The sequence below is a fragment of the Pseudomonas sp. Irchel 3E20 genome (assembly GCF_900187645.1).
Taxonomy (GTDB): domain Bacteria; phylum Pseudomonadota; class Gammaproteobacteria; order Pseudomonadales; family Pseudomonadaceae; genus Aquipseudomonas.
In genome coordinates, this window is the sequence record NZ_FYEE01000009.1 from 30684 (window position 1) to 53305 (window position 22622).

The window sequence follows — 22622 nt, forward strand, 5'->3', positions numbered from 1 at the left end:
TACAGCGCAATCGCCGGCAGGCCCGCTCCCACATTTCCACACCCCGACTGCGTGCCTGAACAGGCACAAGGCCGGCGTGTGCTCCCAATACCGCGTATGCGAAGGAGTTCGACCATGTTCGAACAGTTTTCCTTGTTATCGTTTGCCAGCGGCGGCTGGGGCGCGGCGTTGCTTGCCGGGGCCCTGGTAACCATCGCCCTGGCACTCAGTTGCGTGCCCATCGGCTTGCCGCTGGGCCTGGGCGTGGCCCTGGCAGCGCGCTCCAAAAAGCGTTGGCCGCGGGCGATGGCGACGGTGTTTTCCACGGTATTCCGTGGCCTGCCGGAGCTGTTGACCCTGCTCATCATTTACTACGGCTGCCAGATCGCCGCGCAGAAGATCCTCGGCGCCATGGGCTACGAAGGCCAGGTGGAGATCAACACCTTCGTCGCCGCCATGATCGCCTTCAGCCTGGTGTTCGCCGCGTTTTCCAGCGAGATCTGGCTGGGCGCGTTCAAGACCATCCCCAAGGGCCAGTTCGAGGCCTGCGCGGCCTTGGGCCTGTCCAAGGCGACGACTTTTCGCAAGGTGATCCTGCCGCAACTGGCGCGCATCGCCCTGCCGGGGCTGTCGAACAACTGGCTGTCGCTACTCAAGGACACCTCCCTGGTGTCGACCATTTCCCTGGTGGACCTGATGCGCCAAACCAACCTGGCGGTCAGCGTGACCAAGGAGCCGATGTTCTTCTACCTGGTGGCGTGTTTCGGCTACCTGTTTTTCTCGGCGTTGTCCGGGCGCCTGTTCCATTTCCTTGAGTCGTATTTCAGCCGCCATCAACGGAGTGCCCGGCCATGACCTTCGATGACGTGCGCAACCTGCTGCTCAACCCCGACCTGTTGGAACGCTACGGCCCGCGCTTTATCGACGGCCTGCTGGTGACCGGCAAACTGGTGGCGATTTCCTTCACCCTGGGGGCGATCCTGGGGCTGCTGCTGGCCTTGGGCAGGCTGTCGAAAAGCCGCGTGCTGCGTGGTTTCACCGGTGGCTACATCTACTTCTTCCGCGGCTCGCCGCTGCTGGCCCAACTGTTTTTGCTGTACTACGGCCTCGGTTCGTTCAAGGGCCTGTGGCAAGACCTGGGGCTGTGGTGGTTTTTCCGCGATGCGTGGTTCTGCACCCTGCTGGCGTTCACCCTGAACACGGCGGCGTACCAGGCGGAAATCCTGCGCGGCGCGATGCTGGCCGTGGCCCAGGGCCAACGCGAGGCATGCAAGGCCCTGAGCCTGTCGCGCTGGACCACCTTTCGCAAAATCATCCTGCCGCAGTCGTTGCTGGTGGCCATCGGGCCTTTGGGCAACGAGTTGATCCTGATGATTAAGGCCAGCGCCATTGCTTCGCTTGTGACCATTTACGACCTGATGGGGGTGACCAAACTGGCGTTCTCGCGCAGTTTCGACTTCCAGATCTACCTGTGGGCCGCCGTGCTCTACCTGATTATTGTCGAGGTGGTGCGCCGCAGCCTGAAACTGATCGAAGGCCGTCTGGGCCGTCATTTGAACTGAACCAAGCGGGGCCGCCACGCCGGCCCACGCACCAAGGATTCCCCCATGCACTGTCAAACCCTAGTTCTGGGCGCCGGCATCGTCGGCGTCAGCACCGCCCTGCACCTGCAAGCCCGCGGGCGCAACGTGGTGCTGCTGGACCGCCAGGCCCCCGGCAACGGCACCAGCCACGGCAACGCCGGGTTGATCGAACGCGCCAGCGTGATCCCCTACTCGTTCCCGCGGGACATCAGCAAACTGCTGCGTTACGGCCTCAACCAGCAATCGGACGTGCGCTACAGCCTCAAGCACCTGCCCAAAGCCGCCGGTTGGCTGCTGCAATACTGGCAACACTCTTCGCCCAAGGGCCTGGCGGCCGCCACCCGCGCCATGCTGCCGCTGGTGCAGCGCTGCGTGGTGGAACACGATGAACTGGCGACGCCCGCCGGCATGGGCGCGTTGATCCAGGGCGACGGCTGGGTCGAGGCGTTCAACGACGAAGCGGCGTTCGCCAAAGCCCGGCACGACGCCGAAGGCCTGGCCGAGTACCAACTCAACTACCGCGTGCTCGACCGCCAACAGATGCACGCTCTGGAACCGGGCCTGCACAGCGATATCGTCGGCGGCCTGCACTGGTTGGACCCCAAAACCGTCAGCGACCCCGGTGGCCTGACCCGTGGCTACGCCGAACTGTTCCAGCAACGCGGCGGCACCTTCGTACTGGGCGATGCCTTGAGCCTGTGCCAGCACAACGGCCAGTGGCAGGTGGACAGCGAGCAAGGCGTGATCTGCGCCGAAGAAGCGGTGATCGCCCTCGGCCCCCAGGCGCCGGCGCTGTTCGAGCCCCTGGGCTACAGGATCCCGCTGGCGATCAAGCGCGGCTACCACATGCACTACGCCGCCCTGCCCGGCACCCATTTGCATCACCCGGTCCTCGACCCGATTGGCGGCTACGTGCTGGCGCCGATGGTGGGCGGCATTCGCTTGACCACCGGCATCGAGTTCGCCGACAGCGACGATCCGCTCAATGAAATCCAGTTGCGCCGCTGCGAAGCCCTGGCGCGGCGTTTCTACCCCCTGGGCGAACGCCTCGACGCCGAACCCTGGCTGGGCCGGCGCCCCTGCCTGCCGGACATGTGCCCGGTGATCGGCCCGGCACCAGAGCACCCGGGGCTGTGGTTCAACTTCGGCCACGCCCACCACGGCTTGACCCTGGGCCCGGTGTGCGGGCGCCTGCTGGCGGAAATGATGACCGGCGCCACACCTTTTACCGACCCGACGCCTTACCGCGCCGACCGCTTCCAATGATCGCTGGAGACCTGAGCATGCCTAACCCCTCTGCCCTGCTGGAGACGCCAGCGATGCCCCACCCCGACACCCGCAAAGTGGTGGTCGATATCGCCGGGCTGAACAAGTTCTATTCGGCCTTCCATGTGCTGCACGACATTGACCTCAAGGTGCGCGAAGGCGAACGCATCGTCTTGTGCGGGCCTTCGGGCTCGGGCAAGTCGACCTTGATCCGCTGCATCAATCGCCTGGAAATCGCCGAAAAAGGCACCCTGCTGGTCAACGGCACTGACCTCTCGGACAACACCCGCCAAGCCGCCCAGGTGCGCAGCGAAGTGGGCATGGTGTTCCAGCACTTCAACCTGTTCCCCCACATGAGTGTGCTGGACAACTGCTCCCTGGCGCCGATGTCGGTGCGCGGCCTGTCGCGCAAGCAAGCCGAAGAGCGGGCGCGCATGTACCTGAACAAAGTGGGGATCGAAAGCCAGGCCGACAAATACCCCAGCCAACTCTCCGGCGGCCAGCAACAGCGCGTGGCCATCGCCCGGGCGCTGTGCATGGAGCCGAAAATCATGCTGTTCGACGAGCCGACGTCGGCCCTGGACCCGGAGATGGTCAGCGAAGTGCTGGATGTGATGGTGAAGCTGGCCGGCAGCGGTATGACCATGCTGTGCGTCACCCACGAGATGGGCTTTGCCCGGCAAGTGGCCGAGCGGGTGCTGTTTCTCGATGGCGGCAAAATCATCGAAGACGCCCCGCCCAACGACTTCTTCAACGCCCCGCAAAGCCCAAGGGCCAAAGCGTTTCTAGCGCAGATCGTGCACTGACCCGTGGGCGCGAGCCCTGCTCGCGATGGCGGCGTTCCCGCTACGATAAATGCATTGCCTGGACCGGCCTCATCGCGGGCAAGGCCCGCTCCCACAGGAGCCAACATAGGTGATCGACACCAGAACCCGTGGGAGCGAGCCCTGCTCGCGATGGCGGCGTTCCCGCCGCGATAAATGCATCGCCTGGACCGGCCCCATCGCGGGCAAGGCCCGCTCCCACAGGGGCTCACTCCACACAGGCTTGCTAGTTCTTGAACGCCGAGTGCTTGCGGCCCTGGTCGCACAGGGCAAACACCACCACCAGCACCGAGGCGATGGCCAGGATGATGACCACGCCATCGGTGGAGTTTGTGGCCGAGGCCGCAACCAGGGACAAGGCGCCCAGCGGCGCGAGGCCGCCGGCCACTGCGGTGCCGATTTCCCGGCCGGTGCCAAAGCCCGACGAACGCGTCTCGGTAGGGAACTGACGGCTGAGGAACGACCCCTGCGGCGCGAACATCATCGGCGCGAGGATGCCTGTGCCGATGCCGATGGCCACGTAGATCATCAGCGGTTCCCCGGTATTGAGCAGCGCCAGGAACGGGTACGCGAACACCAGCGAAAACACCCCGCCCAGCATCAGCACCATTTTGCTGCTCCACTTGTCGCACAACCAACCGAAGCAGGGCACCGCGACGATGGCGATCAGGCTGGCGATGGTCACCGACAACGAGGTGACGTGCACATCCACGCCTTTGAACTGGGTCAGGTAAGCCAGGGAGAAGGTCTTGAAGATGTAGCTCAGGGCGTTGTAGCCAATCGCTACGAAAAACACCACGGCCAGGCCCTTGAGGTCGTTCTTGAACAGCGCCTTGAGGGGGGAGACCTGGGGTTTGTGTGCTTCTTTGTTCTGCTCTTTATTGCGCTCGAACTCCGGGGTTTCCGGGATACTGTTGCGCACCCACAGGCCCACGCCCACCAGGGCGATGCTGCAAATGAACGGGATGCGCCAGCCGCCATTGAGCAAAAACTCATTGCCGTTGATGGTCAGCAGGTACACCGTCAGCGACGACAGCAACAGCCCCAGGTTCAAGCCCAACGCCGGCCAGGCACCCTGGCTGCCGCGCTTGCCTTGGGCCGCGTGCTCGTAGGAGGTGACCGCCGCGCCGGACAACTCGGCGCCCGCGCCCAGGCCCTGGATGATGCGCACCGCCACCAGCACGATGGGCGCCCAGATGCCGATGGAGGCGTAGCTGGGGATCAGGCCGATCAGCGTGGTGCACACGCCCATCATGCAGAACGTCACCACCAACACCTGTTTGCGGCCGAAGCGGTCGCCCAGGTAGCCGAACAGAATGCCGCCGAACGGGCGGGCGATAAAACCGATGGCGAAGGTGGAAAACGCCAACAGGGAGGCGGTTTTCGGGTCGCTGTTATCGAAGAAGATCTTCGAGAACACGATGGCGGCCATGGTGGCGTACAGGTAGAAGTCGTACCACTCCAGCATGGAGCCGAAAATCGTCGCCGCAGCGACTTTACGCAGGCGTTTTTTGGTTTGTAGCGGGGTCTCTGCTGCCAGGGCAGCGGCGGTGATTGCCGTCATGGGTGTTTCCTTATGCGTCTTTATAGTTATGTGCACAGGGTGCGTAGGGGCTTGCGTCAGCGGTGGGCCGGCGCAAGGTCTGGGTTCGGGGTGTCAGTTGGCGTTGAACATGCGGTCGGCGATCATCGCGCCGATGGGAATCGCCGAAGTGGCCGCCGGTGATGGCGCGTTGCACACGTGCAACATGCGCGGGGTTTGGGCGAACAGGAAGTCGTGCACCAGGGTGCCGTCGCGCATCACGGCCTGGGCGCGGATACCCGCCTCGAACGGCAGCAAATCGCCGATTTCCAGAGACGGGCAGTACTTGCGGCACTGCTCCAGGTAGCCAGACTTGAACAGCGAATTCTTCATTTCCACGCTGCCGGAACCCAGGTTCTGCCAAATGGTTTTCCAGAACCCCGGGAAACTGGCGTACTGCGCCACGTCGCGCCAGTTCACGGAAAACTTCTTGTAGTTCTCACGGCCAAAGCCCAGCACCGCATTGGGGCCCACGGTGACGCTGCCGTCGATCATGCGCGTCAGGTGCACGCCCAGAAACGGCAGCTGCGGGTCGGGAATCGGGTAGATCAAGTGGTTGACGATGGTGTTCTTCGCCGCCGGCAAGCGGAAGTATTCGCCCCGGAACGGGATGATCTGGTGGTCGATCTTGACCCCGGCCATGGTCGCCAGGCGATCGGACTGCAAGCCGCCACACACCACCAGTTTTTTTGCCAGGGCTTGGCCGCGGGCGGTGCGCACGGTGACGTGGTCACCGCCCTCGACGATGGCTTCGACGGTGCGTTGCAGCTGAATCTCGCCGCCCTTTTGCACGATCACCCGGGCCATGGTTTCGCACACCTGGCGGTAGTCGACGATGCCGGTGGCGTCGAGGAACAGGCCGCCCAAACCCACGATGTTCGGCTCGCGGCGTTGCAACTCCTGGGCGTCGAGGCGCTCGACCTTCATCCCGTTGAGCTGGGAGCGCTCGTACAGGGCCTGCATGCGCTGCATTTCCAGGGGCGTGGAGGCCACCAGCAGCTTGCCGCACACCTCGAACTTGATCCCATGCTCCAGGCAGAACGCCTTGGTCGCCGCCGCGCCGCGCTTGCACAGGTCAGCCTTGAGGCTGCCCGGCGCGTAGTAGATGCCGGCGTGGATCACCCCGCTGTTATGCCCGGTCTGGTGCCGGGCCAGGGTGCTTTCCTTTTCCAGCAGCAGCAACGAAGCGCCGGGTTGGCGGTCCAGCAGCTCCATCGCGGTGGCGAGGCCGACGATGCCGCCGCCGATGATGCAAAAGTCATAAATCATTGTGGTTACCTTGGATCGGTTACGTCCGGTTATCAGGTTGTCAGACTAATACATTCATGAAAAACCCGCGTACCAGGGCACACGGGGTTTAACAGGGGTTTGGGGTGGCTTAATCGGTGGCGGGCAGTTCCAGCTTCAAGCGCTTGGCCGAGGCCCGCAGGTGGGCGTCGGCACAGGCACTGGCGGCTTGCCGGTCGCCATCGGCGATGGCTTGGAACAAGGCCTGGTGCTCACGGGCCGCGTCGGCCGAGCCGCCGACCTGGGGGCTGGCCGAGTTTTCCCATGCGGTACGCCGGGCGCTGGCCAACTGGCTGCGCAAAAAGTCGTGGAAGGCGACGAAGTAGTCGTTCTTGCTGGCCTCGGCGATGGCGCGGTGAAAGGCCACGTCCGCGGCGGCAGCGGCAACGAAGTCGGTGCGCTTGTCATGCATTTGCTGCAGGGCTTGCTGCATGCGTTGCAGGTCATCCTCGTCGCGGCGCTGGGCGGCAATGGCGGCAGCCTGGGTTTCGATCCACAGGCGCATCTCGAACATCTGCGCCAAATCCGGGCGCCGGCCCTGCGGCTCGGGAAAACGGAACACCGTGCCGGCAGGTGTCTTGGAAATGTACGAACCCAAGCCACGGCGGGCGATCAGCACACCATCGGCCTTGAGCTGGGCAATCGCCTCGCGCACCACCGAGCGGCTGACATTGAGCTGCTCAGCCAATTGCTGTTCGGTGGGCAGGCGGGCTTCGGGGCCCAATTGGCCGGAGTCGATTTCGGCACGGATCGCGCTGACCACACGCATGACCAGCGAATCGGGGCGTTGGAGTTCGAGCATGGTTCTATTCTTATAAGTCAGGTTGTCGGACAATGCCGTTCGCTCGCAGGGATGTCAAGGCTGGGATGAATGTGGAAGCCCCCCACAAAAGCCACAGCCACACGGCCACCCTTCCCTTCAAGCCCCCGCCCGATAGCGCCCCGGCGTCTGCCCGGTCCACTTACGAAACGCCCGGTGGAACGCACTGGGCTCCTGGAACCCGGTCTGCTCGGCGATTTCACTCACGCTCAATGTGCCTTGGCGCAGCAGCTCGAACGCCAGGCTGCGGCGCACTTCGTCCTTGATCTGCTGGAACGAGCCATGTTCGCGGGCCAAGGTGCGGCGAAAGGTGCTGGGGCTCATTTGTTGTTCCGCGGCCAGGGCCGGCAGGGTCGGCCACTGCCCATAGGCGGTACCGCGCAGGCGCTGTTGCACCCGCGCCACCAGGCTTTGCTGGTTGCGAAAGCGGACCACCAGCCACTGTGGGGCGCTGCGCAGGAACACCTTGAGCGAGGCCAAATCCTGCACCACCGGCAGTGCCAGGTAATGGCTGGAGAATTCGATCTCGGTGCAGGGGGCGCCAAAACTCAGGTGGGTGCCCCACAGCAAGGGGTCGTCGCGCAGGGATACGCGCTGATGGGCGAACGCGGCGCGGTCGATGCTGATGCGCCGCCCGCCCAGCCAGCACAGCAGGCTAATCATCAGCACCAGAAAGGTTTCGTCGCCATAGCCCCGGGCCGCGGGGTCGGCGCTGTCGCTGTGTACCCGCAGTACCGCGCGCGGGCCGCGCACGCTGAGCTGGCCGCGAAAGTCGTGCAGAAACAGGCCGAAGTTGCCCAGGCACTGGCCCAGGGCCTTGCCCAGGTTGGGTTCCTGGATCAGCGCGCGGCAGATCAGGGCAAAGGCACCGGGTGGCATGCCGTGGCGGTCAAGGCGAAAAAACTCGTCCTGCAATTCGTCGATCTGGATCAGCCACAGCGCCGCAAAAGCACTGGCCGGCACCCGTGCCTGCGGCTGGCCCAACAGCGCCGGATCGATTCCCGCTTGCGCCAGTACGGCGCGCAGGCGCTGGGGCTGCGCGCCCAAGGCGTGGAGCATGATCTGGGCAAAATACAGGGCGACTGAGTCTTTTTCGTCCATGGCGGCGGCGCTCCCCCGGCGAGCGGAAAAAGTGGCAAAAAGCGTCATGCCGGGTGACTGCTTATGGCATAGGCCTGAAACGCGTACGCACCTAGACTGGCGCCATCACCCGGCATGGCAAGCAGCCATGGTACGCCAAGGGGCGCGCCCCTTCTGAACAAAAAAGAGACTTTCTGATGAACCTACACCGCATCGGCGTGATTGGCGCCGGCACCATGGGCAACGGCATTGCGCAAGTCTGCGCGGCGGCCGGTTTCGACGTGACCCTGCTGGACATCGCTGAACCGGCGCTGCAACGGGCCCTGGCCACCATCGACAAGAACCTCGACCGGCAAGTGGCCAAGCAGGTACTCAGCGCCGAGCAAAAGGACGCCGCCCTGGCGCGCATCCGCCTGAGCACCGACTACACCAGCCTGGAAGGCGCCGACCTGGTGATCGAAGCCGCCACGGAAAACCTCGACCTCAAGCTGCGCTTGCTGCAACAGATCGCCGCCCAGGTCAGCACCGAGTGCGTGATCGCCTCCAACACCTCGTCACTGTCGATCACCCAGTTGGCCGCCAGCGTCAGCGTGCCCGAGCGTTTTATCGGCCTGCACTTTTTCAACCCGGTGCCGATGATGGGCCTGATCGAGGTGATCCGTGGCCTGCAAACCAGCGATGCCACCCACGCCTTGGCGCTGGAGCTGTCCACGCGCCTGGGCAAGACCGCCATCACCGCCGGCAACCGCCCAGGCTTTGTGGTCAACCGCATTCTGGTGCCGATGATTAACGAAGCCATCCTGGTGCTACAGGAAGGCCTGGCCAGCGCCGAAGACATCGACGCCGGGATGCGCCTGGGCTGCAACCAGCCCATCGGCCCGCTGGCCCTGGCGGACCTGATTGGCCTGGACACCCTGCTGGCGATCCTCGCGGCGTTCTATGAAGGCTTCAACGACAGCAAGTACCGCCCTGCGCCACTGCTCAAGGAAATGGTCGCCGCCGGCTACCTGGGGCGCAAAAGCGGGCGTGGTTTCCATGCCTATGGCTGAGCGCTGCGCGCGCTTTGCCCAAAGCCGGGAAAAAGCCCTGGAGCTGTTCGCCAGCAAGGGGTTCGGCCAGGTCGGCATGCGGGAATTGGCGAGCCACTTGGGCCTGGCACCTGGCTCGCTGTACCACCATTACCCGAGCAAACAGCATTTGCTGCTGGACTTGATCGAGGAGTTCTACGACGAACGCCTGGCCGCCCTGCGGCGCATCGCCAAGCGGCCGGGGGCGATGGCGGCGCGGGTGCCGCGCATCGTCCAGGCCCACGTGCAACTGCACCGCGAGCTGCCGCTGCACTTTCGCCTGGTGGAGCGCGACAGCCCTTGCCTGAATGAGGAGCAGCAACAACAAGTGGCCCGCTTGCGTGACGCCTACGAAGGCCAGTTGCTCAGCCTGCTCGGCCAGCAGACCCGTTTGGACGACCCGGCGGTGCGGGCCGCGGGCCATGCCCTCGCGGCGCTACTCAACAGCGCCCCGGCATGGTTGACAGAGCATGTGCCGCATCAGGATGGCTTGATCGAACACTGGGTGGCGGCCGCCATCGAGCGCCTGCTGCCCTGCCCCAGGCCGCAGGCGCTGGCGGGTTAGTCGTCCAAGGGTTTGGGCGGCGCGGCGGGCTTGGCCGGTTTGGTGTGCTTGCCGGGCGTAGCCGGCACGGCTTCGGCGGGCGGCGCCACGGTGGCGGTGAGTTGTTTTTCGCTGGCGGGGAGTTGGTCGACGGCGGTAAAGATGTCCTTGAGTTCGATGGCGCCTTCGTCTTCGAGTTTTTTCTCGCCGTCCTTGCCCAGTAAAACCACCTTGATCTTCGAGCCTGCGCCCAACTTCAAGGTACGGATCAAGGCCATGGTGCTTTGCGGGTCCAGCGCCTTGTCGTCCCGTTTGCCGGTCATGCCCACCAGGGTGTAGAGCACCAGGTTGCGTTCCTTCGCGGCGCTTTGGTTGGCCGGCTCCTTGAGCGCCTGCTCCAACCGGATCAGGGTCGGGTCCAGGCTATCGCGAGCGATGACGACCAGTGGCCGGGACTTGCCGCGATCCATCGCCAGGGGATTGTCGTCACCAGCCGCCAGGGCTGGAGCCGCAACGGCCACCCACGTGGCCAGCATCAGGGAACGGATCAACATGGCTACCTCCATTTCATTTTTTTTCAAGCGTAGTCCAGAGAAGCAGCTTCAAGCTTACCGCTAGGCCGTTTGCCGCTTGCCCTGCCACTCCTGTAAGGCAAATTCGACAAAACAGCGCAGCTTGGGCAAACGGTAGCGGTCTTGGGCGTACACCAGGTGCATCGCGCGGCTGGGCAAGCGGTAGTCCGGCAACAGGCGCACCAGGCGACCGCTGTGCAGGTCATGGCCCACCTGGGCATCGGGCAGCATCACCACGCCCATACCCGCCAACGCGGCGTGGTACAGGCCCGCGGTGCTGTTCATCACCATGGGACCGTCCACCGGCACCAAAATATCCCCGTCGGGGCCGTGCAGGCGCCATTGTTTTTCCACCGAGGCCCAGTCATCCCCCGCCGGGTAGCTGAAGGCCAGGCAATCGTGGGCCTGTAGATCCGCGGGCGTGCGCGGCGTGCCCCGGCGCGCCAGGTAGGCCGGCGCGGCGCACAGGCTCAGGGTGTAATCGCGCAAGGGCCGGGCGATCAGGCTGCTGGGTTCCAGGTTGCCCAGGCGCAGGGCCACGTCGAAGGCACTGTCGATCAGGTCCATGCGCCGGTTGCTCAGGGTCACGTCCACCTTCACCTGCGGGTAGCACGCCACGAAGCGGCTCAAGGCCGGGGCCAGGCAGGTGGCGCCGAAGGTTTCCGGGGCGGTGACGCGCAAGGTGCCCTGGGGCGCGGCCTGGGTTTGCTCGGCCAGGCGCTCGGAGTCGGCCACCAAGCCCAGCACTTCCAGGCAGCGCTGGTAATAGCCGTGGCCGAATTCGGTCAAGCGCTGGCGCCGGGTGGTGCGGCTGAGCAGGCTCACCCCCAGGCGCTGCTCCAGGGCGCGCAAGTGGTTGCCGACCATGGTGGTGGACAGCCCGCACTCCTGAGCGGCCGCGGTCATGCTGCCGGTCTCGACCACTTTGACGAACACCGTCATTGCCTGGAACAGATCCATTATCAACCCTGACTTTAAAATGTTTGAACTCGGCCCATGTTTATCCAGCCAATGTGGCTAACCATACTGCAAGCACCCCGCTCAATCACCCTCGGAGAGTGCCGACATGAGCCACGCTTGCCTGATGAACACTTACCAGCCCCTGCCCATCAGCTTCACCCATGGCCTGGGCACGCGCCTGTGGGACCAACACGGGCGCGAGTACCTCGACGCCATGGCCGGCGTCGCCGTGACTGGCATCGGCCACGCCCACCCCCGACTGGTGGCGGCGCTGCGCGAACAGGTCGGCCTGCTGTTGCACACCTCCAACCTCTACGCCATCGACTGGCAGCAACGCCTGGCGCAAAAACTCACCCGCCTCGCTGGCCTGGACCGGGTGTTTTTCAACAACTCCGGCGCCGAGGCCAACGAAACCGCGCTGAAACTGGCGCGCCTGCACGGCAGGCAAAAAGGCATTGCCGCGCCCTTGGTGGTGGTGATGGAGAACGCCTTCCATGGCCGTACCCTCGGCACCCTGTCCGCCAGCGACGGCCCGGCGCTAAGCCCGGGTTTCGCCCACTTACCGGGGGATTTCCTCAAGTTGCCCTTTGGCGACCTGGCGGCACTGGAGCACGCCACGCAGTTGTATGGCCAGCGGATCGTCGCCGTGCTGCTGGAGCCGATCCAGGGCGAAAGCGGCATTCAACCGGCGCCGCCCGGTTACCTCAAGGCCGTGCGTGAACACTGCACCCGCCACGGCTGGCTGATGATGCTCGACGAGATCCAGAGCGGCATGGGCCGTACCGGGCAGTGGTTTGCCTACCAGCACGAAGGCATCGTTCCCGATGTCGTGACCCTGGCCAAGGGCTTGGCCAATGGCATTCCCATTGGCGCGTGCCTGGCCAGCGAAGCGGCGGCCAGCCTGTTCACCCCCGGCAGCCACGGCAGCACCTTCGGCGGCAACCCGTTGGCGTGCCGCGCCGCGTGCACGGTGCTGGAGGTGATCGAGGACGAAGGCCTGCTGGCCAACGCCCAACTTCAAGGCGGGCGCTTGCTGGCGCGGCTGCGGGTGGAGCTGGGCGCGCACCCGCAGGTGGTCGCGGTGCGTGGCCAAGGCTTGATGATCGGCATCGAACTGGCCCGGCCCTGCCGCGAGCTGATGCTCATCGCCGCCCGCGACCACGGGGTGCTGATAAACGTCACCCGCGGCACCACCATCCGCCTGCTGCCGCCCCTGACCCTGGATGAGCGCGAGGTGGAGATGATCGTGCGCGGCGTGAGCCGGGCGCTAGAGGCCCTGCCTGTGCTGGCTTGACTACGGCTGTGGGAGCAGGCGTTCAAGCCTCTAACGGCACCGCAAACACCCCATTGGCCCGGGCCACCGTCCGCTCGCCGACTTCCAGCACCACGGTGGCGAAGGCCATTTGCCGGCCGCGCTTGGCGTGCTCCAGGCGCACGCTCAGCCATTCGCCGATTTTCACCGAGCCCAGGTAATCCAGGTGCATGCTCGCGGTTATCAAGGGCAGCGGTGGGTCGCTGGAAAACGCCATGGCGTAGCCCATGCCCACGTCCGCCAGGGTCGCCAGCACCCCACCGTGCAAGGTGCCGCGGCCATTGGCGTGGCGCGGCTCGATGAGCAGGCCGACTTCCAGTTGCAGCCCAAGGCCCCGGCAGTACACCGGGCCGATCAGGTCGAGCAAGGGGCTGCTGCGGGGCAACGCGACAAAACCTTCGGGGATGGTACTCACGGGCAGGCACTCCACTGGCGACAAAGCCTCACCATGAATCCCCCGAGGCCCGCCCGACAGCCTTATCCACGGCGCAAATCCCCGTTCATTTGCGCGGCTGTGGCACGATGGCAGCCCTTCGCGCCCCAAGAAGGACCTTGCGCCATGATCGAAACCCGCCTGCTGCGCCAATTCATCGCCGTCGCCCAAGAGCTGCATTTCAGCAAGGCCGCCGCTCGCCTGCACATGGCCCAGCCGCCCTTAAGCCAGGCCATCAGCCGCCTAGAAGACAAACTCGGGGTGGCGCTGTTCATCCGCAGCAAACCCGGCGTGCAACTGACGCCGGCCGGCCGGGCCTTTCTGGACACGGCCTATACCACCCTGCGCGGCCTGGAGCTGGGCATCGACCACGCCCGGCAAGTGGCCCGCGGCGTGGCCGGCACCCTCACTGTCAGCGCCCTGTCCCTGGCGTGCTACGACACCTTGCTCGACAGCCTGCAAGGCTTTCGCCAGGCGTTGCCCCAGGTGCGGCTGGTGCTGCTGGAAATGCCCTCGGCAGAGCAGGCCCGGGCCCTGCTGGCCGGCGAGGTGGACATCGGGTTTCTGCGCCAGGTGCGCTTTGACAGTGAGCAGATGGAGTGCGTCGAGGTGCTGCGCGAACCCCTGCTGCTGGCCCTGCCCGCCACGCACCCCAAGGCGGGCGTCACGCCCATCGAACTGCGCGACTGTGCCGACGAGGACTTTGTATTCACCCCCCAGCCTCTGGGCAGCGGTTATCACCAACAGCTGATCGGCCTGTGCGAAGCCGCCGGGTTTTACCCACGGGTGGTGCAGGAAGCAGCGCAGATGCACACCCTGATCGCCCTGGTCGGCCGGGGTTTCGGCGTGGCCCTGGTGCCCGCCTCCATCGCCAGCGCCGTGGCCCGCAGCGATGTGGTGCTGCGCCCGCTGGCCCAGGTCGGCGCCCAGCCCAACCCGGGCATCAGCCTGTTCATGTGCTGGGCCCGCAGCAACCCTTCGCCTTTGCTTGAGCCCCTGCGGGCCTTGGTGCTGGCGCCACGCTGAAAAGTATCAAGACGCCACTTATTTAATATTTCCCGCAGCGGGCGCGGGTGGCCACTCTGTAGGCCGAACTTATGGGCGCGAAACCTGTGGGGCTCTGCCCGCGATGGGGCCGGTACAGCCACTCAATCTCCAGCGCCAGGGCCGCCGCTATCGCGGGCAAGCCCGCTCCCACAGGTTCGGTGTGCACAGTCAATTCCTTTGTCTTGCGGAAGCCCCCTATGCCTGCAGTGATCTACCTCTTTTCCCTCTGCACCTTCGCCTTCGGCCTGTCCGAGTTTGTATTGGCCGGGTTGGTGTCGGTGATGGCCGATGACCTGCACGCCCCGGTGGCCGAGGTCGGCTCAGCGATTGCCGCCTACGCCTTGGGCGCGGCCATTGGCGCACCGATCCTCACGGCGCTGGCCCATGCCTGGAGCGACAAGGCCCTGCTGCTGACCACCCTCGGCGTGCTGGCCCTGGGCAGCCTGGCGATTGGCGTCGCCCCGGACCTGCTCACCCTGCATGGCATCCGCTTTGTCATTGGCCTGGCCCACGGCGTGTTCATGGCCGTGGCCTCCAACGTGGCGGTCAAGTGCGTACCGGCGGATCAGTCCGGGCGGGCCTTGGCGCTGGTGTGGTTGGGCCTGACCCTGTCGGTGGCCCTCGGCGTGCCGCTGGGCACCTACCTGGGCAGCGTCTGGTCATGGCGGCTGGTGTTTGTCGCCATCGGCGCTTTGGGCTTGCTCAGCAGCCTGGGCCTGGTGTGGCTGATGCCTCGCGCGCCGGCCACGCCTGCGGGTGCCGGGGCGCTGGCCGGCCTACGCGCTGCGCTGCACCGGCAACTGCTGATGGCAGCGGCCCTGGCGATGCTGGTGAGTGTGGCGACGTTCGCCTTCTTTACCTTTGTCTCGCCGTACCTGCTGCACATCAGCGCCGTCAGCCACGCCACCCTGAGCCTGGCGATGCTGCTGTTTGGCGGCTGTTCGATTTTGGGCAATATGCTCGGTGGCCAGTGGGCCGACCGCTACTCGGTGACCCATTGCCTGTACCTGGCGCTGGGCGCCTTGGCCCTGGACATGGTGGGGCTGTACCTGTGGCGTGAGCAGCCCTGGGTGATGTTGCTGCTGGTGGGGCTGCTGGGGGTGTTGTTCTTCGCCATCGTCACCCTTTCCACCCTGCGTTTGCTGCGCCTGGCCAACCACTACATCCCGCGCTACAGCGCCGTGGCGGCGGGCCTGAACATCGCTTCGTTCAACCTGGGCACCGCCATTGGCGGTGCGGCCAGCGGCGTGCTGATCCACCTCGCGGGGCTGGCCTGGGTGCCGCTGCTCGGTGCGCTGGCAGCGTTGGCGGCCATGGCCCTGCTATGGGTGCAGGGCCGTTGGCTGGTGCCTCAGGAACATCCCGCCGTTGGCTGACTGACCCAGGCCCGCGCCGTGCGGGCGATGCGCGTGGCCAGTTGCTCGACCAGTTGCTGGTGGGCTAACACCAACGCCTCGATGCCCACCCCGGCGCTCTGGCGCAGGGTGCTGCTGCACGTCAGAGTGCGCCGCGGCTGGCCATCGCCGCGCAGGCTCAGGCTCCACACCACATCCACCAGGGCGTACTGCCCCGGCAACGAGTCGAAGCGGCGCACGTCGGTGCGCAGGGCCAGGCGTTCGCGCCCCGGGGCAATGGCCAGGCCCGCGAGGTCGCGGGTGCCGAGCTTGTTTTCCATCTGCAAGGCCAGGGCATCGTGCAGTTCATCGGCCAGGGGCGCGCTCCAGCGCTCGGTTTCAAGGATCGCCAAGGCCCCGCCGCCCTGGCGCACCACCACTTGCGGCTGGTCTACCTGCACGGGGATGCGCACGCTTTGCATCTCGAATTCAAAGCCCGGCGCCGGGGCCGCGACCGCGCCTTCATGGGCGGCGGGGATCAAGGTGTAGTAATGGGTCGGCGCCGAACTGCACGCACTCAGGGCCAGGGCGGCGGCCAGGGTCAAGGAACGGGTCATCATTGCGGGTCGCTCTGGCGGGAAGTCGAAGACGGCGCTTGATAAGCGTCGGGTTGGTTGTCCTTGAGGCGGCCCCGGATCAACGCCTCGGGGTGGCGGCCGAGGAAGTCGGTAAGCACCCGCACCGAACGGGCGGTGCGTTGCACTTCATCCATGGCCTGGCCCAGTTGCTGGCGTTGAGGCGAGTCCTCGGCAAAGCTGTCGTTGGCCGTGGCCACGGTCTTGCGCGTTTGCTCCAGGGTGTCACGCAGTTGCGGCAACACCTGGCCATTGACCTGTTTGAGGGTCTTTTGCATCTCGCCCAGGCTGCCGTTGAGGTTGCTGGCGATCTGCTCGATCGGCAGCTTGCTGATCTTGTCCACCACCGCTTGCAGTTGCTCCTGGAGCTTGTCGAGGCTGCCGGGCACCGTGGGGATCTCCACCGGCCGCGCGGCCAGGTCGAATTGCACCGGTTTGGCCTTGGGGTCGAAATCCAGGGCGATGTACAGCTGCCCGGTAATCAGGTTGCCGGTGCGGGCCTGGGCGCGCAGGCCGCGGGCCACCAGTTCGTCCATCAATTGCGAGGCCCGCGTCTCGTCGTCGGCGCCGCCGCGTTCAAGCATCTTGGCGTGGGCCTTGCCCAGGCGCGTGGGGTAGATCACCGCCCCGATGATAGTGGGGAAGGTTTTTTTCACTTCGTCGTAATCCAGGTCCACCGAGACCACGCGGCCCAGGTTGACCCCGTGGAACTCCACCGGGGCATTGACCACCAGCCCGCGCAATGGCTGGTCGAAGCGCATGCGGATGTAGCGCGGCTGGCCATCGGCCGGGGCCATGGCGCTTTGCTGGTCGTCGAACAGGGAAAACGCGGTATTTTCCGCCGCCACCTCCGGGTTGGGGCTGTACTTGGGCTCCACGAAGGCAATGCCGCCGGCGAGGATCGAGGACACCGATTCGGTGTTCACCTTCAAGCCATCGGCGGCCAGGCTGACGTCGATGCCGCTAGCGTTCCAGAACCGCGTGTCGCGGGTGACGAAGCGGTCGTTGGGGGCGTGGACGAAAATCTCCACGTCCACACCCTTACCGTCCTCAGACAACCGGTAGGCCACCACTTGCCCCACGGGGATACGCCGGTAATACACGCTGGAGCCAATGTCCAGCGAGCCCAGGTTGTCGGTGCGCAGGGTGAAGCGCTTGCCTTTCTCGCCGTAAGTGATGGCGGGCGGGGTTTCCAGGCCGACGAAGTCCTTGCGGGCCTTGCTCGATTCCCCGGCATCGGCGCCGATAAAGGCCCCGGACAGCAGCGTATCCACCCCGGAGATGCCATTGGCGCCGATGCGCGGGCGCACCACCCAAAAACGCGCATCGCGCGAGGCGAAGGACTTGGCCGAGGCGTCCAGCTCGATGCTCGCCTGCACATGGCTGCGGTCATCGGCCAGGGCGATGGCGGTGACTTTGCCGATCACCACGTTCTTGTACTTGACCTGGGTCTTGTTCGCCTCCAGGCCCTCGGCCGTGAGAAAGCTCACGGTGATCTGCGGCCCGGCGTTGCGCGCGTTGTGCACCACCATCGACAGGCCCACCAGGGCCGCGACAATGGGCACCAGCCACACCAGCGAAACGTTGAAACGCCGGCGCTTGACCGCCGGGCTGCCCGGCGCGGGCGGTGTATGGGTATCAGGCATCTTCAACCTCTGCGTCCCAGATCAATCGGGGATCGAAACTCATGGCGGCCAGCATCGTCAGCACCACCACCAGACCAAAAAACAAAATGCCGATCCTGGGCTCGATGGTGCTCAGGGACCGGAACTGCACCAACGCGGCAATCAACGCCACCACCAGCACGTCGAGCATCGACCAGTAGCCGATCACCTCGATCAGCCGATACAGCCGCGCCCGCTCGGCCATGGCCCAGCGGCTGCGGCGCTGGCAGGTCACCAGCAACAGGCCGAGCACGACGAACTTCATGCATGGCACCACCACGCTGGCGATAAAGATCAACGCGGCCAGGTCCCAGGCGCCTTCGTGCCAGAACTCCAGCACACCGCTGAAAATGGTGTTTTCACTGCCGCTGCCAAAAATATCGGTGAACATCACCGGCATCAGGTTGGCCGGGATGTAGCAGATCAGGCTGGCCAGCAACAGCGCCCAGGTACGGTTGAGGCTGTCGGGTTTGCGCCGGTGGACGATAGCGTCGCAACGCGGGCAGCGCAGTTGGCCGCTCAGGCAAGCCTGGCCGCAGGTGTGGCATAGCAACAGGCCCAGTTGCGAGGCGTAGGGCGGCAGGTTCACGGGATCACGCCCTCCAGGTCTTTCCACAAGCGCCGGATGCCTTTGCCGGAGATCAGGATAATCAGCACCGTGAGCATCGCCAGCGCCCACAGGCCCAGGCCGGGGTGCACGTCGAGCATGCCGGCCAACTTGACGATCGCCACGAGGATGCCCAGCAGGCACACCTCCAGCATGCTCCACGGCCGCAGGTGCTCCAGGGCGCGCATGCACGCCTTGAACCCCGGCGCGGCGCGGCCCACCAGCGCGTAGCTGAGCAGCCAGCACAGCAAGGCGATTTGCAGCATGGGCGCGAGGATGATGGTCAGCCCGGCCACGGCGGCGATAGGGCTGATATCGCCCTGGGCCAGGGCCTGCACCGATTGCCACAGGGTCGCCTGGTTGCTCAGGCCCTTGAGGCTGATGGTGATAACCGGGAACGCATTGGCGAGCACGAACAGCAGCGCCGCACCGATAGACAGCGCCAGCAGTTGCTGGATGCTCATCTGCCCGCCCCGCTCCAGGATTGCCGCGCACCGCACGCAACGGGCGATTTCGCCCTGGCCCAGGGGCACCGGGCTGTAGACCGAGTCACAGTGCTCGCAAATGATCCACTGGGGGTTGGACGTCATGGAGGGCAAAGGCCTGTGGTGAGGATGGCGAGGGTTTGGGCGGCGACAGAGTCAATCATAGACACAAACTCGGTGGGAGCGGGCGCTGCCCGCGATGGCGATCTTGGGGCCGCCATCGCGGGCAGCGCCCGCTCCCACAGGGGGGTTGGCGGTGTAAGAGGTATCACGCCAACAGGTCCAGCGCCACGCGGCCCTCCTGCCCAACCGTGGGAAAGACACAACGGTAGTTCCATTTCTGCATCAGCGCCGGCACGTTCCAGCACAGGGTCTGGGGTTGGCGGAAGTTGAACACCAGGGTCTTGGGCCGCTGGGGGTCGGCCTTGAGGATGCGGGCGATCAGTTGCGGGTCCGGGTGGCCGTGGCGCGAGCCGTCGGTGGAGAAGGCAAAGCAGGTGCAGTCGATGATGCCCAGCAGCCCTGGCGAGGTGTTGCCCTGGCTGCCGTGGTGGGCGACTTTCAGGCACGCCAACCGGTAGCGCTGGGTTTCACTGGCGCCGAGGCGGCGCAGGGACGCCTCGACGATATCGGAGTAAGCATCCGCGGCCATCAGCACCCGCGCGCCGTTGTATTGGGCGATGAAGGCGATGCTGGAACCATTGGGCTTTGTCTGATCGGGTTTGAAGTCCATCGCCGCCAAGGCTTCCACGTCCAACCCGCCCAGGTGCACATGGCCGTCAGCGGGCGGTGGCGGCGGCGCCACCAGATCTTCCAGGCGCAGGCCGGCGCGGATGAGTTCCTTGAGCCACACCGGCAACAGGTTGGCCAGGCTCTGGTCCGTGGGCGAGAGCAAGGTCAGTTGCAGGCCACCGGCAAACGTCAGCGGCGCCGCGCCTTCGGGGCTGTCCACCGAAACCACGCGGCTGGCAAAGCGGCTGTTGAGCGGCCAACCACTGGCGGCCAGGCCCTCGCTGACCTTTTCCGCCTGTTTGGAACCCAGCGGCACCCGTTGCTCCGGCGCCAGGCGTGCATTGGCCGCCAGCAATTGGGCGCGGGCGTTGAACCACACCTCGCGGGCCTTGAACGGCAGGTCCGGGGCCTTGAACAGGCTCACGGCGCCTTCGATGTGGTCGGCGTCGATGTGGCTCAACGCGAACAGCTCGACCTCCCCCAGGCCTTGCAGCAATGGCTTGAGGGGCTTGTAGTCGCCGCCACGGCCCAGATCCACCAGGGCATGGCGCAGGGCCGGGGCCTTGCCCCAGGTGAGGATCAAGGCATCGCCTTCGGACGCCGGGTGCAAGGTCAGGGTGAAAGTGGCCATGGGCTCAGGCTCCAGCGTTGCGCAAACGGATTACGGTAAAGGTGCGGGCGGGGTCGACGCGGATCGACAGTTCCCGGGCGATGCGGCGTTTTTCCAGGAGTTCGGCGCTGTTGCCGGGCACGCTTTCCAGGCCCTGGGCCAGCCAGTCCAGCGACAGCGAGTAATAGGGCACGCCACGGCGGTAGCCTTCGAGGAACCAGGCGCCGGCTTCGTCGATCTGTGCCTGGCTGCGGGCACGGCTCATCAGGCGCCGGCCAAGGATGATCGGCCCGTCGGGCAACCCGGGGAACCACTGGCACAGGTTGCGCAGCCAGGGGTCCCAGTGCTCCTCCACCTTCGGGCTGGCAGCCCCCACCGCCACCAGCGCCCCGGCGGTGGCGGCCACATTGTTGAGGACTTTGTTGCGGATGGCGCCCAGGACGTCCTCGGCCAGGCCTTCGTCGAGGAGTTTTTCGCCCTCGACAAAGTTGCGGGCGGCCACACAGCCCAGCAGCTTGCTCCAGCGCCGGTCGTCGATATGCACCCGGGTCATCGCTTCGTAACGGGCCGCGCCCAGGTCGATGCGCACCTCGGCGCACCAGCGGCTGTCGCCCAAGGGGCCAATGTGCTGGCGGGCGGGCACGGCGGCGTATTCCTCATAGCCGTCGGCGTGGCGAACCTTAATGAACACCGGCGTGCCCGGGGCCACGCTGCTGTCGAAGTCCCCCAGTTGGTTCTCGCCCAAGGCGACCGTGTTCGAGCGCTCGCGACCAATGTCGAAGGCTGGCGTGGCATGGCCATTGGCGGGGCGAGCCTCGTCAAGGCCCATGGACAGCGCGCCCACCACCCGCACGGTGGCGCTCAACGACGGCGGTGGCTTGCCCGCGCCGGCCCGGGGCCGAATGACCGTGCCGAATTTCAGCGCCTGGAACAGGTCATCGCGCGTTGGCGTCCATTTTTGTAGGCCCAGCATGGGCGGCCGTTGCTTGTCTTCCCGTGGCGGTGAGACCTGCAAAAACAGCACCGGCGCCCGAACCCTGGCGGTGTTGCTGCCCAGGGACTCGCCATCGTGCTCGGCACTGACACGAACATCGGCTTGGTCCTTATAACGCGCCAGGTAGAACGGCCCGGCCCCGCCCTGGTGGGCAATGGTGCCCTGGGCCACGCCATCGACCGTCACGGTGAGGGTGCTGTCGGGCCACAGGCTGGGGTCGTACAGGCTGATGTACACCGGCACATCGCTGCTTTCCCCGGGCAAAGTGATATCGAAACTGCCGCTGATCCGCCCCGCCGGCAGTTGCACGCTCTCGTCGGGGCGCCGGTACAGGTCGAGGATGCGGGTCACCCGGTCCACCAGGGTGCCGGGGCGCACCGGCCAACCTTCGGCGCTGACGTCGCTGGCCACGCCGTTGAGGGCATCGAGCAGGGCCAGGTTGAACAGCGTCGGCCCCGCCGCCAGCCCCGTGGCGACCTGGCCCAGGGTGGTGGAGCAAATGCCCCATTGGTTGCGCGGCTGGCCGTGGTCCTTGGGGTCGCGCGGCAAGACCACCAACGGCGTGCCGAACATTTCCTCAGCCGCCAGTTTCACGTCCGTGGCGTTGCGGCAGCAGTCGATCAGCAGCAACTGACGGGTGGCCCAGGCGTTCTCCAGGGTGCCGAACAACTGCTCGACATTGACCAGGCCAAAGGTGGCGTTTTGCGGCGCACTGCCGAAATCCTCCAACAGGAACGCGGTGCGCCCGTTCAGGCTCTGGCCATGGCTGGCCACATAGAGGATCGCCAGGTTGTCCGGGTGGCCGTGCAGGCGCTTGAGCCATTTACCCAGGGCTGCTTTGACTCTGGCACTGGTGGCCCGTGGCACCTCGCCACCGCCGTAGGTGGCCAGGGGTGCTTGGGAGGGTTGGGTGGTTTCCGAGAGCAACAGCGCCACGCTGCCCAGAGGCTGCCCAGCGTTGCTGAAACGCGCCTTGCCCGGGGCCAGGAACCAGTCGGCCAGGTGACGCGCCGACAGGGTGGCGGTGGTCAGGTTGAGCGGAAAATTGGCCGAGCGCAATGCCGCCACGCCCACCACCAGCACATGGGTGGCCGGGGCCTTCGCCAGTGCCGGGTCGTGATAGACCAGGCCTTCGCCGAGACGACGCGGGTCGTCGCCCGCCAGGAAGCAACTTGCGTGTGGCATGTACCCCATCCCTGAGACTG

22 protein-coding genes are annotated in these 22622 nt (G+C 65.7%); 9 read left to right on the forward strand and 13 right to left on the reverse strand.

The window, feature by feature from the left end:
• Nucleotides 1–114: 114 nt before the first annotated feature.
• From CKW13_RS16815 to CKW13_RS16830, 4 genes are read left to right on the forward strand one after another with little or no spacing between them, the layout of a single operon-like run.
• Complete coding sequence (locus CKW13_RS16815; RefSeq protein ID WP_095109722.1) at nucleotides 115–834, forward strand: ABC transporter permease; 720 nt, start codon at nucleotides 115–117, stop codon at nucleotides 832–834.
• Nucleotides 831–1541 (forward strand): ABC transporter permease, encoded by a 711-nt coding sequence (locus CKW13_RS16820; RefSeq protein ID WP_095109723.1) that lies wholly within the window; start codon nucleotides 831–833, stop codon nucleotides 1539–1541. The genes CKW13_RS16815 and CKW13_RS16820 overlap by 4 nt, the downstream gene beginning before the upstream one ends.
• 45 nt (nucleotides 1542–1586) lie before the next feature.
• Nucleotides 1587–2828 (forward strand): FAD-binding oxidoreductase, encoded by a 1242-nt coding sequence (locus tag CKW13_RS16825; RefSeq protein ID WP_095109724.1) that lies wholly within the window; start codon nucleotides 1587–1589, stop codon nucleotides 2826–2828.
• A gap of 53 nt (nucleotides 2829–2881) precedes the next feature.
• The gene (locus CKW13_RS16830) at nucleotides 2882–3634 is read left to right on the forward strand and encodes an amino acid ABC transporter ATP-binding protein (protein WP_095109725.1); all 753 of its coding nucleotides are present in this window, start codon (nucleotides 2882–2884) and stop codon (nucleotides 3632–3634) included.
• A gap of 244 nt (nucleotides 3635–3878) precedes the next feature.
• Here the strand turns inward: CKW13_RS16830 and CKW13_RS16835 are convergent, their stop codons facing one another.
• The 4 genes from CKW13_RS16835 to CKW13_RS16850 form a co-directional block, all read right to left on the reverse strand.
• Nucleotides 3879–5216, reverse strand: a complete 1338-nt coding sequence (locus tag CKW13_RS16835; RefSeq protein ID WP_095109726.1) for an MFS transporter — start codon at nucleotides 5214–5216, stop codon at nucleotides 3879–3881.
• A gap of 93 nt (nucleotides 5217–5309) precedes the next feature.
• Nucleotides 5310–6503, reverse strand: coding sequence for an L-2-hydroxyglutarate oxidase (gene lhgO / locus CKW13_RS16840; RefSeq protein ID WP_095109727.1), 1194 nt, complete (start codon nucleotides 6501–6503; stop codon nucleotides 5310–5312).
• 109 nt (nucleotides 6504–6612) lie between these two features.
• Nucleotides 6613–7323 (reverse strand): FadR/GntR family transcriptional regulator, encoded by a 711-nt coding sequence (locus tag CKW13_RS16845; protein ID WP_095109728.1) that lies wholly within the window; start codon nucleotides 7321–7323, stop codon nucleotides 6613–6615.
• 117 nt (nucleotides 7324–7440) lie between these two features.
• Nucleotides 7441–8442: an AraC family transcriptional regulator gene (locus tag CKW13_RS16850; RefSeq protein ID WP_095109729.1), complete on the reverse strand. Its 1002-nt coding sequence runs from the start codon at nucleotides 8440–8442 to the stop codon at nucleotides 7441–7443.
• A gap of 176 nt (nucleotides 8443–8618) precedes the next feature.
• Here CKW13_RS16850 and CKW13_RS16855 point away from each other — a divergent pair, with 176 nt between their 5' ends.
• Nucleotides 8619–9470, forward strand: a complete 852-nt coding sequence (locus CKW13_RS16855; RefSeq protein ID WP_095109730.1) for a 3-hydroxybutyryl-CoA dehydrogenase — start codon at nucleotides 8619–8621, stop codon at nucleotides 9468–9470.
• Nucleotides 9457–10053 (forward strand): TetR/AcrR family transcriptional regulator, encoded by a 597-nt coding sequence (locus CKW13_RS16860; RefSeq protein WP_176465128.1) that lies wholly within the window; start codon nucleotides 9457–9459, stop codon nucleotides 10051–10053. Before CKW13_RS16855 ends, CKW13_RS16860 begins: the two co-directional genes overlap by 14 nt.
• Here the strand turns inward: CKW13_RS16860 and CKW13_RS16865 are convergent.
• Together CKW13_RS16865 and CKW13_RS16870 are read right to left on the reverse strand one after the other, a co-directional pair.
• Entirely contained in the window at nucleotides 10050–10586 is a 537-nt protein-coding gene (locus tag CKW13_RS16865) for a DUF4174 domain-containing protein (RefSeq protein ID WP_095109732.1), read from the reverse strand. The genes CKW13_RS16860 and CKW13_RS16865 overlap by 4 nt on opposite strands.
• Nucleotides 10587–10646: 60 nt before the next feature.
• On the reverse strand, nucleotides 10647–11564 hold the full coding sequence (locus CKW13_RS16870; RefSeq protein ID WP_095109733.1) for a LysR family transcriptional regulator: 918 nt from the start codon (nucleotides 11562–11564) through the stop codon (nucleotides 10647–10649).
• A 106-nt stretch (nucleotides 11565–11670) separates the two neighbouring features.
• Here CKW13_RS16870 and CKW13_RS16875 point away from each other — a divergent pair, with 106 nt between their 5' ends.
• On the forward strand, nucleotides 11671–12858 hold the full coding sequence (locus tag CKW13_RS16875) for an acetylornithine transaminase (protein WP_095109734.1): 1188 nt from the start codon (nucleotides 11671–11673) through the stop codon (nucleotides 12856–12858).
• A 22-nt stretch (nucleotides 12859–12880) separates the two neighbouring features.
• Here CKW13_RS16875 and CKW13_RS16880 read toward each other — a convergent pair whose 3' ends face one another.
• Nucleotides 12881–13291 (reverse strand): PaaI family thioesterase, encoded by a 411-nt coding sequence (locus CKW13_RS16880; protein WP_371856239.1) that lies wholly within the window; start codon nucleotides 13289–13291, stop codon nucleotides 12881–12883.
• 144 nt (nucleotides 13292–13435) lie between these two features.
• Between CKW13_RS16880 and CKW13_RS16885 the strand changes: the two genes are divergently transcribed.
• Entirely contained in the window at nucleotides 13436–14335 is a 900-nt protein-coding gene (locus CKW13_RS16885; protein WP_095109735.1) for a LysR family transcriptional regulator, read from the forward strand.
• A gap of 218 nt (nucleotides 14336–14553) precedes the next feature.
• A complete protein-coding gene (locus CKW13_RS16890) occupies nucleotides 14554–15732 on the forward strand; it encodes an MFS transporter (protein ID WP_095109736.1) in 1179 nt (392 codons plus the stop codon).
• Here the strand turns inward: CKW13_RS16890 and CKW13_RS16895 are convergent.
• The 6 genes from CKW13_RS16895 to CKW13_RS16920 all read right to left on the reverse strand — a co-directional run bounded on the left by CKW13_RS16895 (nucleotide 15708) and on the right by CKW13_RS16920 (nucleotide 22602).
• Complete coding sequence (locus CKW13_RS16895; RefSeq protein ID WP_095109737.1) at nucleotides 15708–16310, reverse strand: membrane integrity-associated transporter subunit PqiC; 603 nt, start codon at nucleotides 16308–16310, stop codon at nucleotides 15708–15710. The two genes, CKW13_RS16890 and CKW13_RS16895, sit on opposite strands and share 25 nt — an antisense overlap.
• Nucleotides 16307–17971 (reverse strand): intermembrane transport protein PqiB, encoded by a 1665-nt coding sequence (locus CKW13_RS16900; RefSeq protein ID WP_095109738.1) that lies wholly within the window; start codon nucleotides 17969–17971, stop codon nucleotides 16307–16309. The genes CKW13_RS16895 and CKW13_RS16900 overlap by 4 nt, the downstream gene beginning before the upstream one ends.
• Nucleotides 17964–18578, reverse strand: a complete 615-nt coding sequence (locus CKW13_RS16905) for a paraquat-inducible protein A (protein ID WP_095109739.1) — start codon at nucleotides 18576–18578, stop codon at nucleotides 17964–17966. Before CKW13_RS16905 ends, CKW13_RS16900 begins: the two co-directional genes overlap by 8 nt.
• Nucleotides 18575–19186 carry a paraquat-inducible protein A gene (locus tag CKW13_RS16910; RefSeq protein ID WP_095109740.1) on the reverse strand — a complete coding sequence of 204 codons (612 nt, stop codon included), beginning with the start codon at nucleotides 19184–19186 and terminating at the stop codon, nucleotides 18575–18577. Before CKW13_RS16910 ends, CKW13_RS16905 begins: the two co-directional genes overlap by 4 nt.
• Before the next feature lie 163 nt (nucleotides 19187–19349).
• Nucleotides 19350–20444, reverse strand: a complete 1095-nt coding sequence (locus CKW13_RS16915) for a hypothetical protein (RefSeq protein ID WP_095109741.1) — start codon at nucleotides 20442–20444, stop codon at nucleotides 19350–19352.
• 4 nt (nucleotides 20445–20448) lie between these two features.
• Nucleotides 20449–22602 carry a caspase family protein gene (locus tag CKW13_RS16920; protein WP_141233985.1) on the reverse strand — a complete coding sequence of 718 codons (2154 nt, stop codon included), beginning with the start codon at nucleotides 22600–22602 and terminating at the stop codon, nucleotides 20449–20451.
• Nucleotides 22603–22622: the final 20 nt, after the last annotated feature.

Bases quoted from the DNA above. Each gene is read 5' to 3' on its own strand.
- CKW13_RS16815 (WP_095109722.1), top strand. From the start codon at position 115: ATGTTCGAACAGTTTTCCTTGTTATCGTTTGCCAGCGGCGGCTGGGGC.
- CKW13_RS16820 (WP_095109723.1), top strand. From the start codon at position 831: ATGACCTTCGATGACGTGCGCAACCTGCTGCTCAACCCCGACCTGTTG.
- CKW13_RS16825 (WP_095109724.1), top strand. From the start codon at position 1,587: ATGCACTGTCAAACCCTAGTTCTGGGCGCCGGCATCGTCGGCGTCAGC.
- CKW13_RS16830 (WP_095109725.1), top strand. From the start codon at position 2,882: ATGCCCCACCCCGACACCCGCAAAGTGGTGGTCGATATCGCCGGGCTG.
- CKW13_RS16835 (WP_095109726.1), bottom strand. From the start codon at position 5,216: ATGACGGCAATCACCGCCGCTGCCCTGGCAGCAGAGACCCCGCTACAA.
- lhgO (WP_095109727.1), bottom strand. From the start codon at position 6,503: ATGATTTATGACTTTTGCATCATCGGCGGCGGCATCGTCGGCCTCGCC.
- CKW13_RS16845 (WP_095109728.1), bottom strand. From the start codon at position 7,323: ATGCTCGAACTCCAACGCCCCGATTCGCTGGTCATGCGTGTGGTCAGC.
- CKW13_RS16850 (WP_095109729.1), bottom strand. From the start codon at position 8,442: ATGGACGAAAAAGACTCAGTCGCCCTGTATTTTGCCCAGATCATGCTC.
- CKW13_RS16855 (WP_095109730.1), top strand. From the start codon at position 8,619: ATGAACCTACACCGCATCGGCGTGATTGGCGCCGGCACCATGGGCAAC.
- CKW13_RS16860 (WP_176465128.1), top strand. From the start codon at position 9,457: ATGCCTATGGCTGAGCGCTGCGCGCGCTTTGCCCAAAGCCGGGAAAAA.
- CKW13_RS16865 (WP_095109732.1), bottom strand. From the start codon at position 10,586: ATGTTGATCCGTTCCCTGATGCTGGCCACGTGGGTGGCCGTTGCGGCT.
- CKW13_RS16870 (WP_095109733.1), bottom strand. From the start codon at position 11,564: ATGGATCTGTTCCAGGCAATGACGGTGTTCGTCAAAGTGGTCGAGACC.
- CKW13_RS16875 (WP_095109734.1), top strand. From the start codon at position 11,671: ATGAGCCACGCTTGCCTGATGAACACTTACCAGCCCCTGCCCATCAGC.
- CKW13_RS16885 (WP_095109735.1), top strand. From the start codon at position 13,436: ATGATCGAAACCCGCCTGCTGCGCCAATTCATCGCCGTCGCCCAAGAG.
- CKW13_RS16890 (WP_095109736.1), top strand. From the start codon at position 14,554: ATGCCTGCAGTGATCTACCTCTTTTCCCTCTGCACCTTCGCCTTCGGC.
- CKW13_RS16895 (WP_095109737.1), bottom strand. From the start codon at position 16,310: ATGATGACCCGTTCCTTGACCCTGGCCGCCGCCCTGGCCCTGAGTGCG.
- CKW13_RS16900 (WP_095109738.1), bottom strand. From the start codon at position 17,971: ATGCCTGATACCCATACACCGCCCGCGCCGGGCAGCCCGGCGGTCAAG.
- CKW13_RS16910 (WP_095109740.1), bottom strand. From the start codon at position 19,186: ATGACGTCCAACCCCCAGTGGATCATTTGCGAGCACTGTGACTCGGTC.
- CKW13_RS16915 (WP_095109741.1), bottom strand. From the start codon at position 20,444: ATGGCCACTTTCACCCTGACCTTGCACCCGGCGTCCGAAGGCGATGCC.
- CKW13_RS16920 (WP_141233985.1), bottom strand. From the start codon at position 22,602: ATGCCACACGCAAGTTGCTTCCTGGCGGGCGACGACCCGCGTCGTCTC.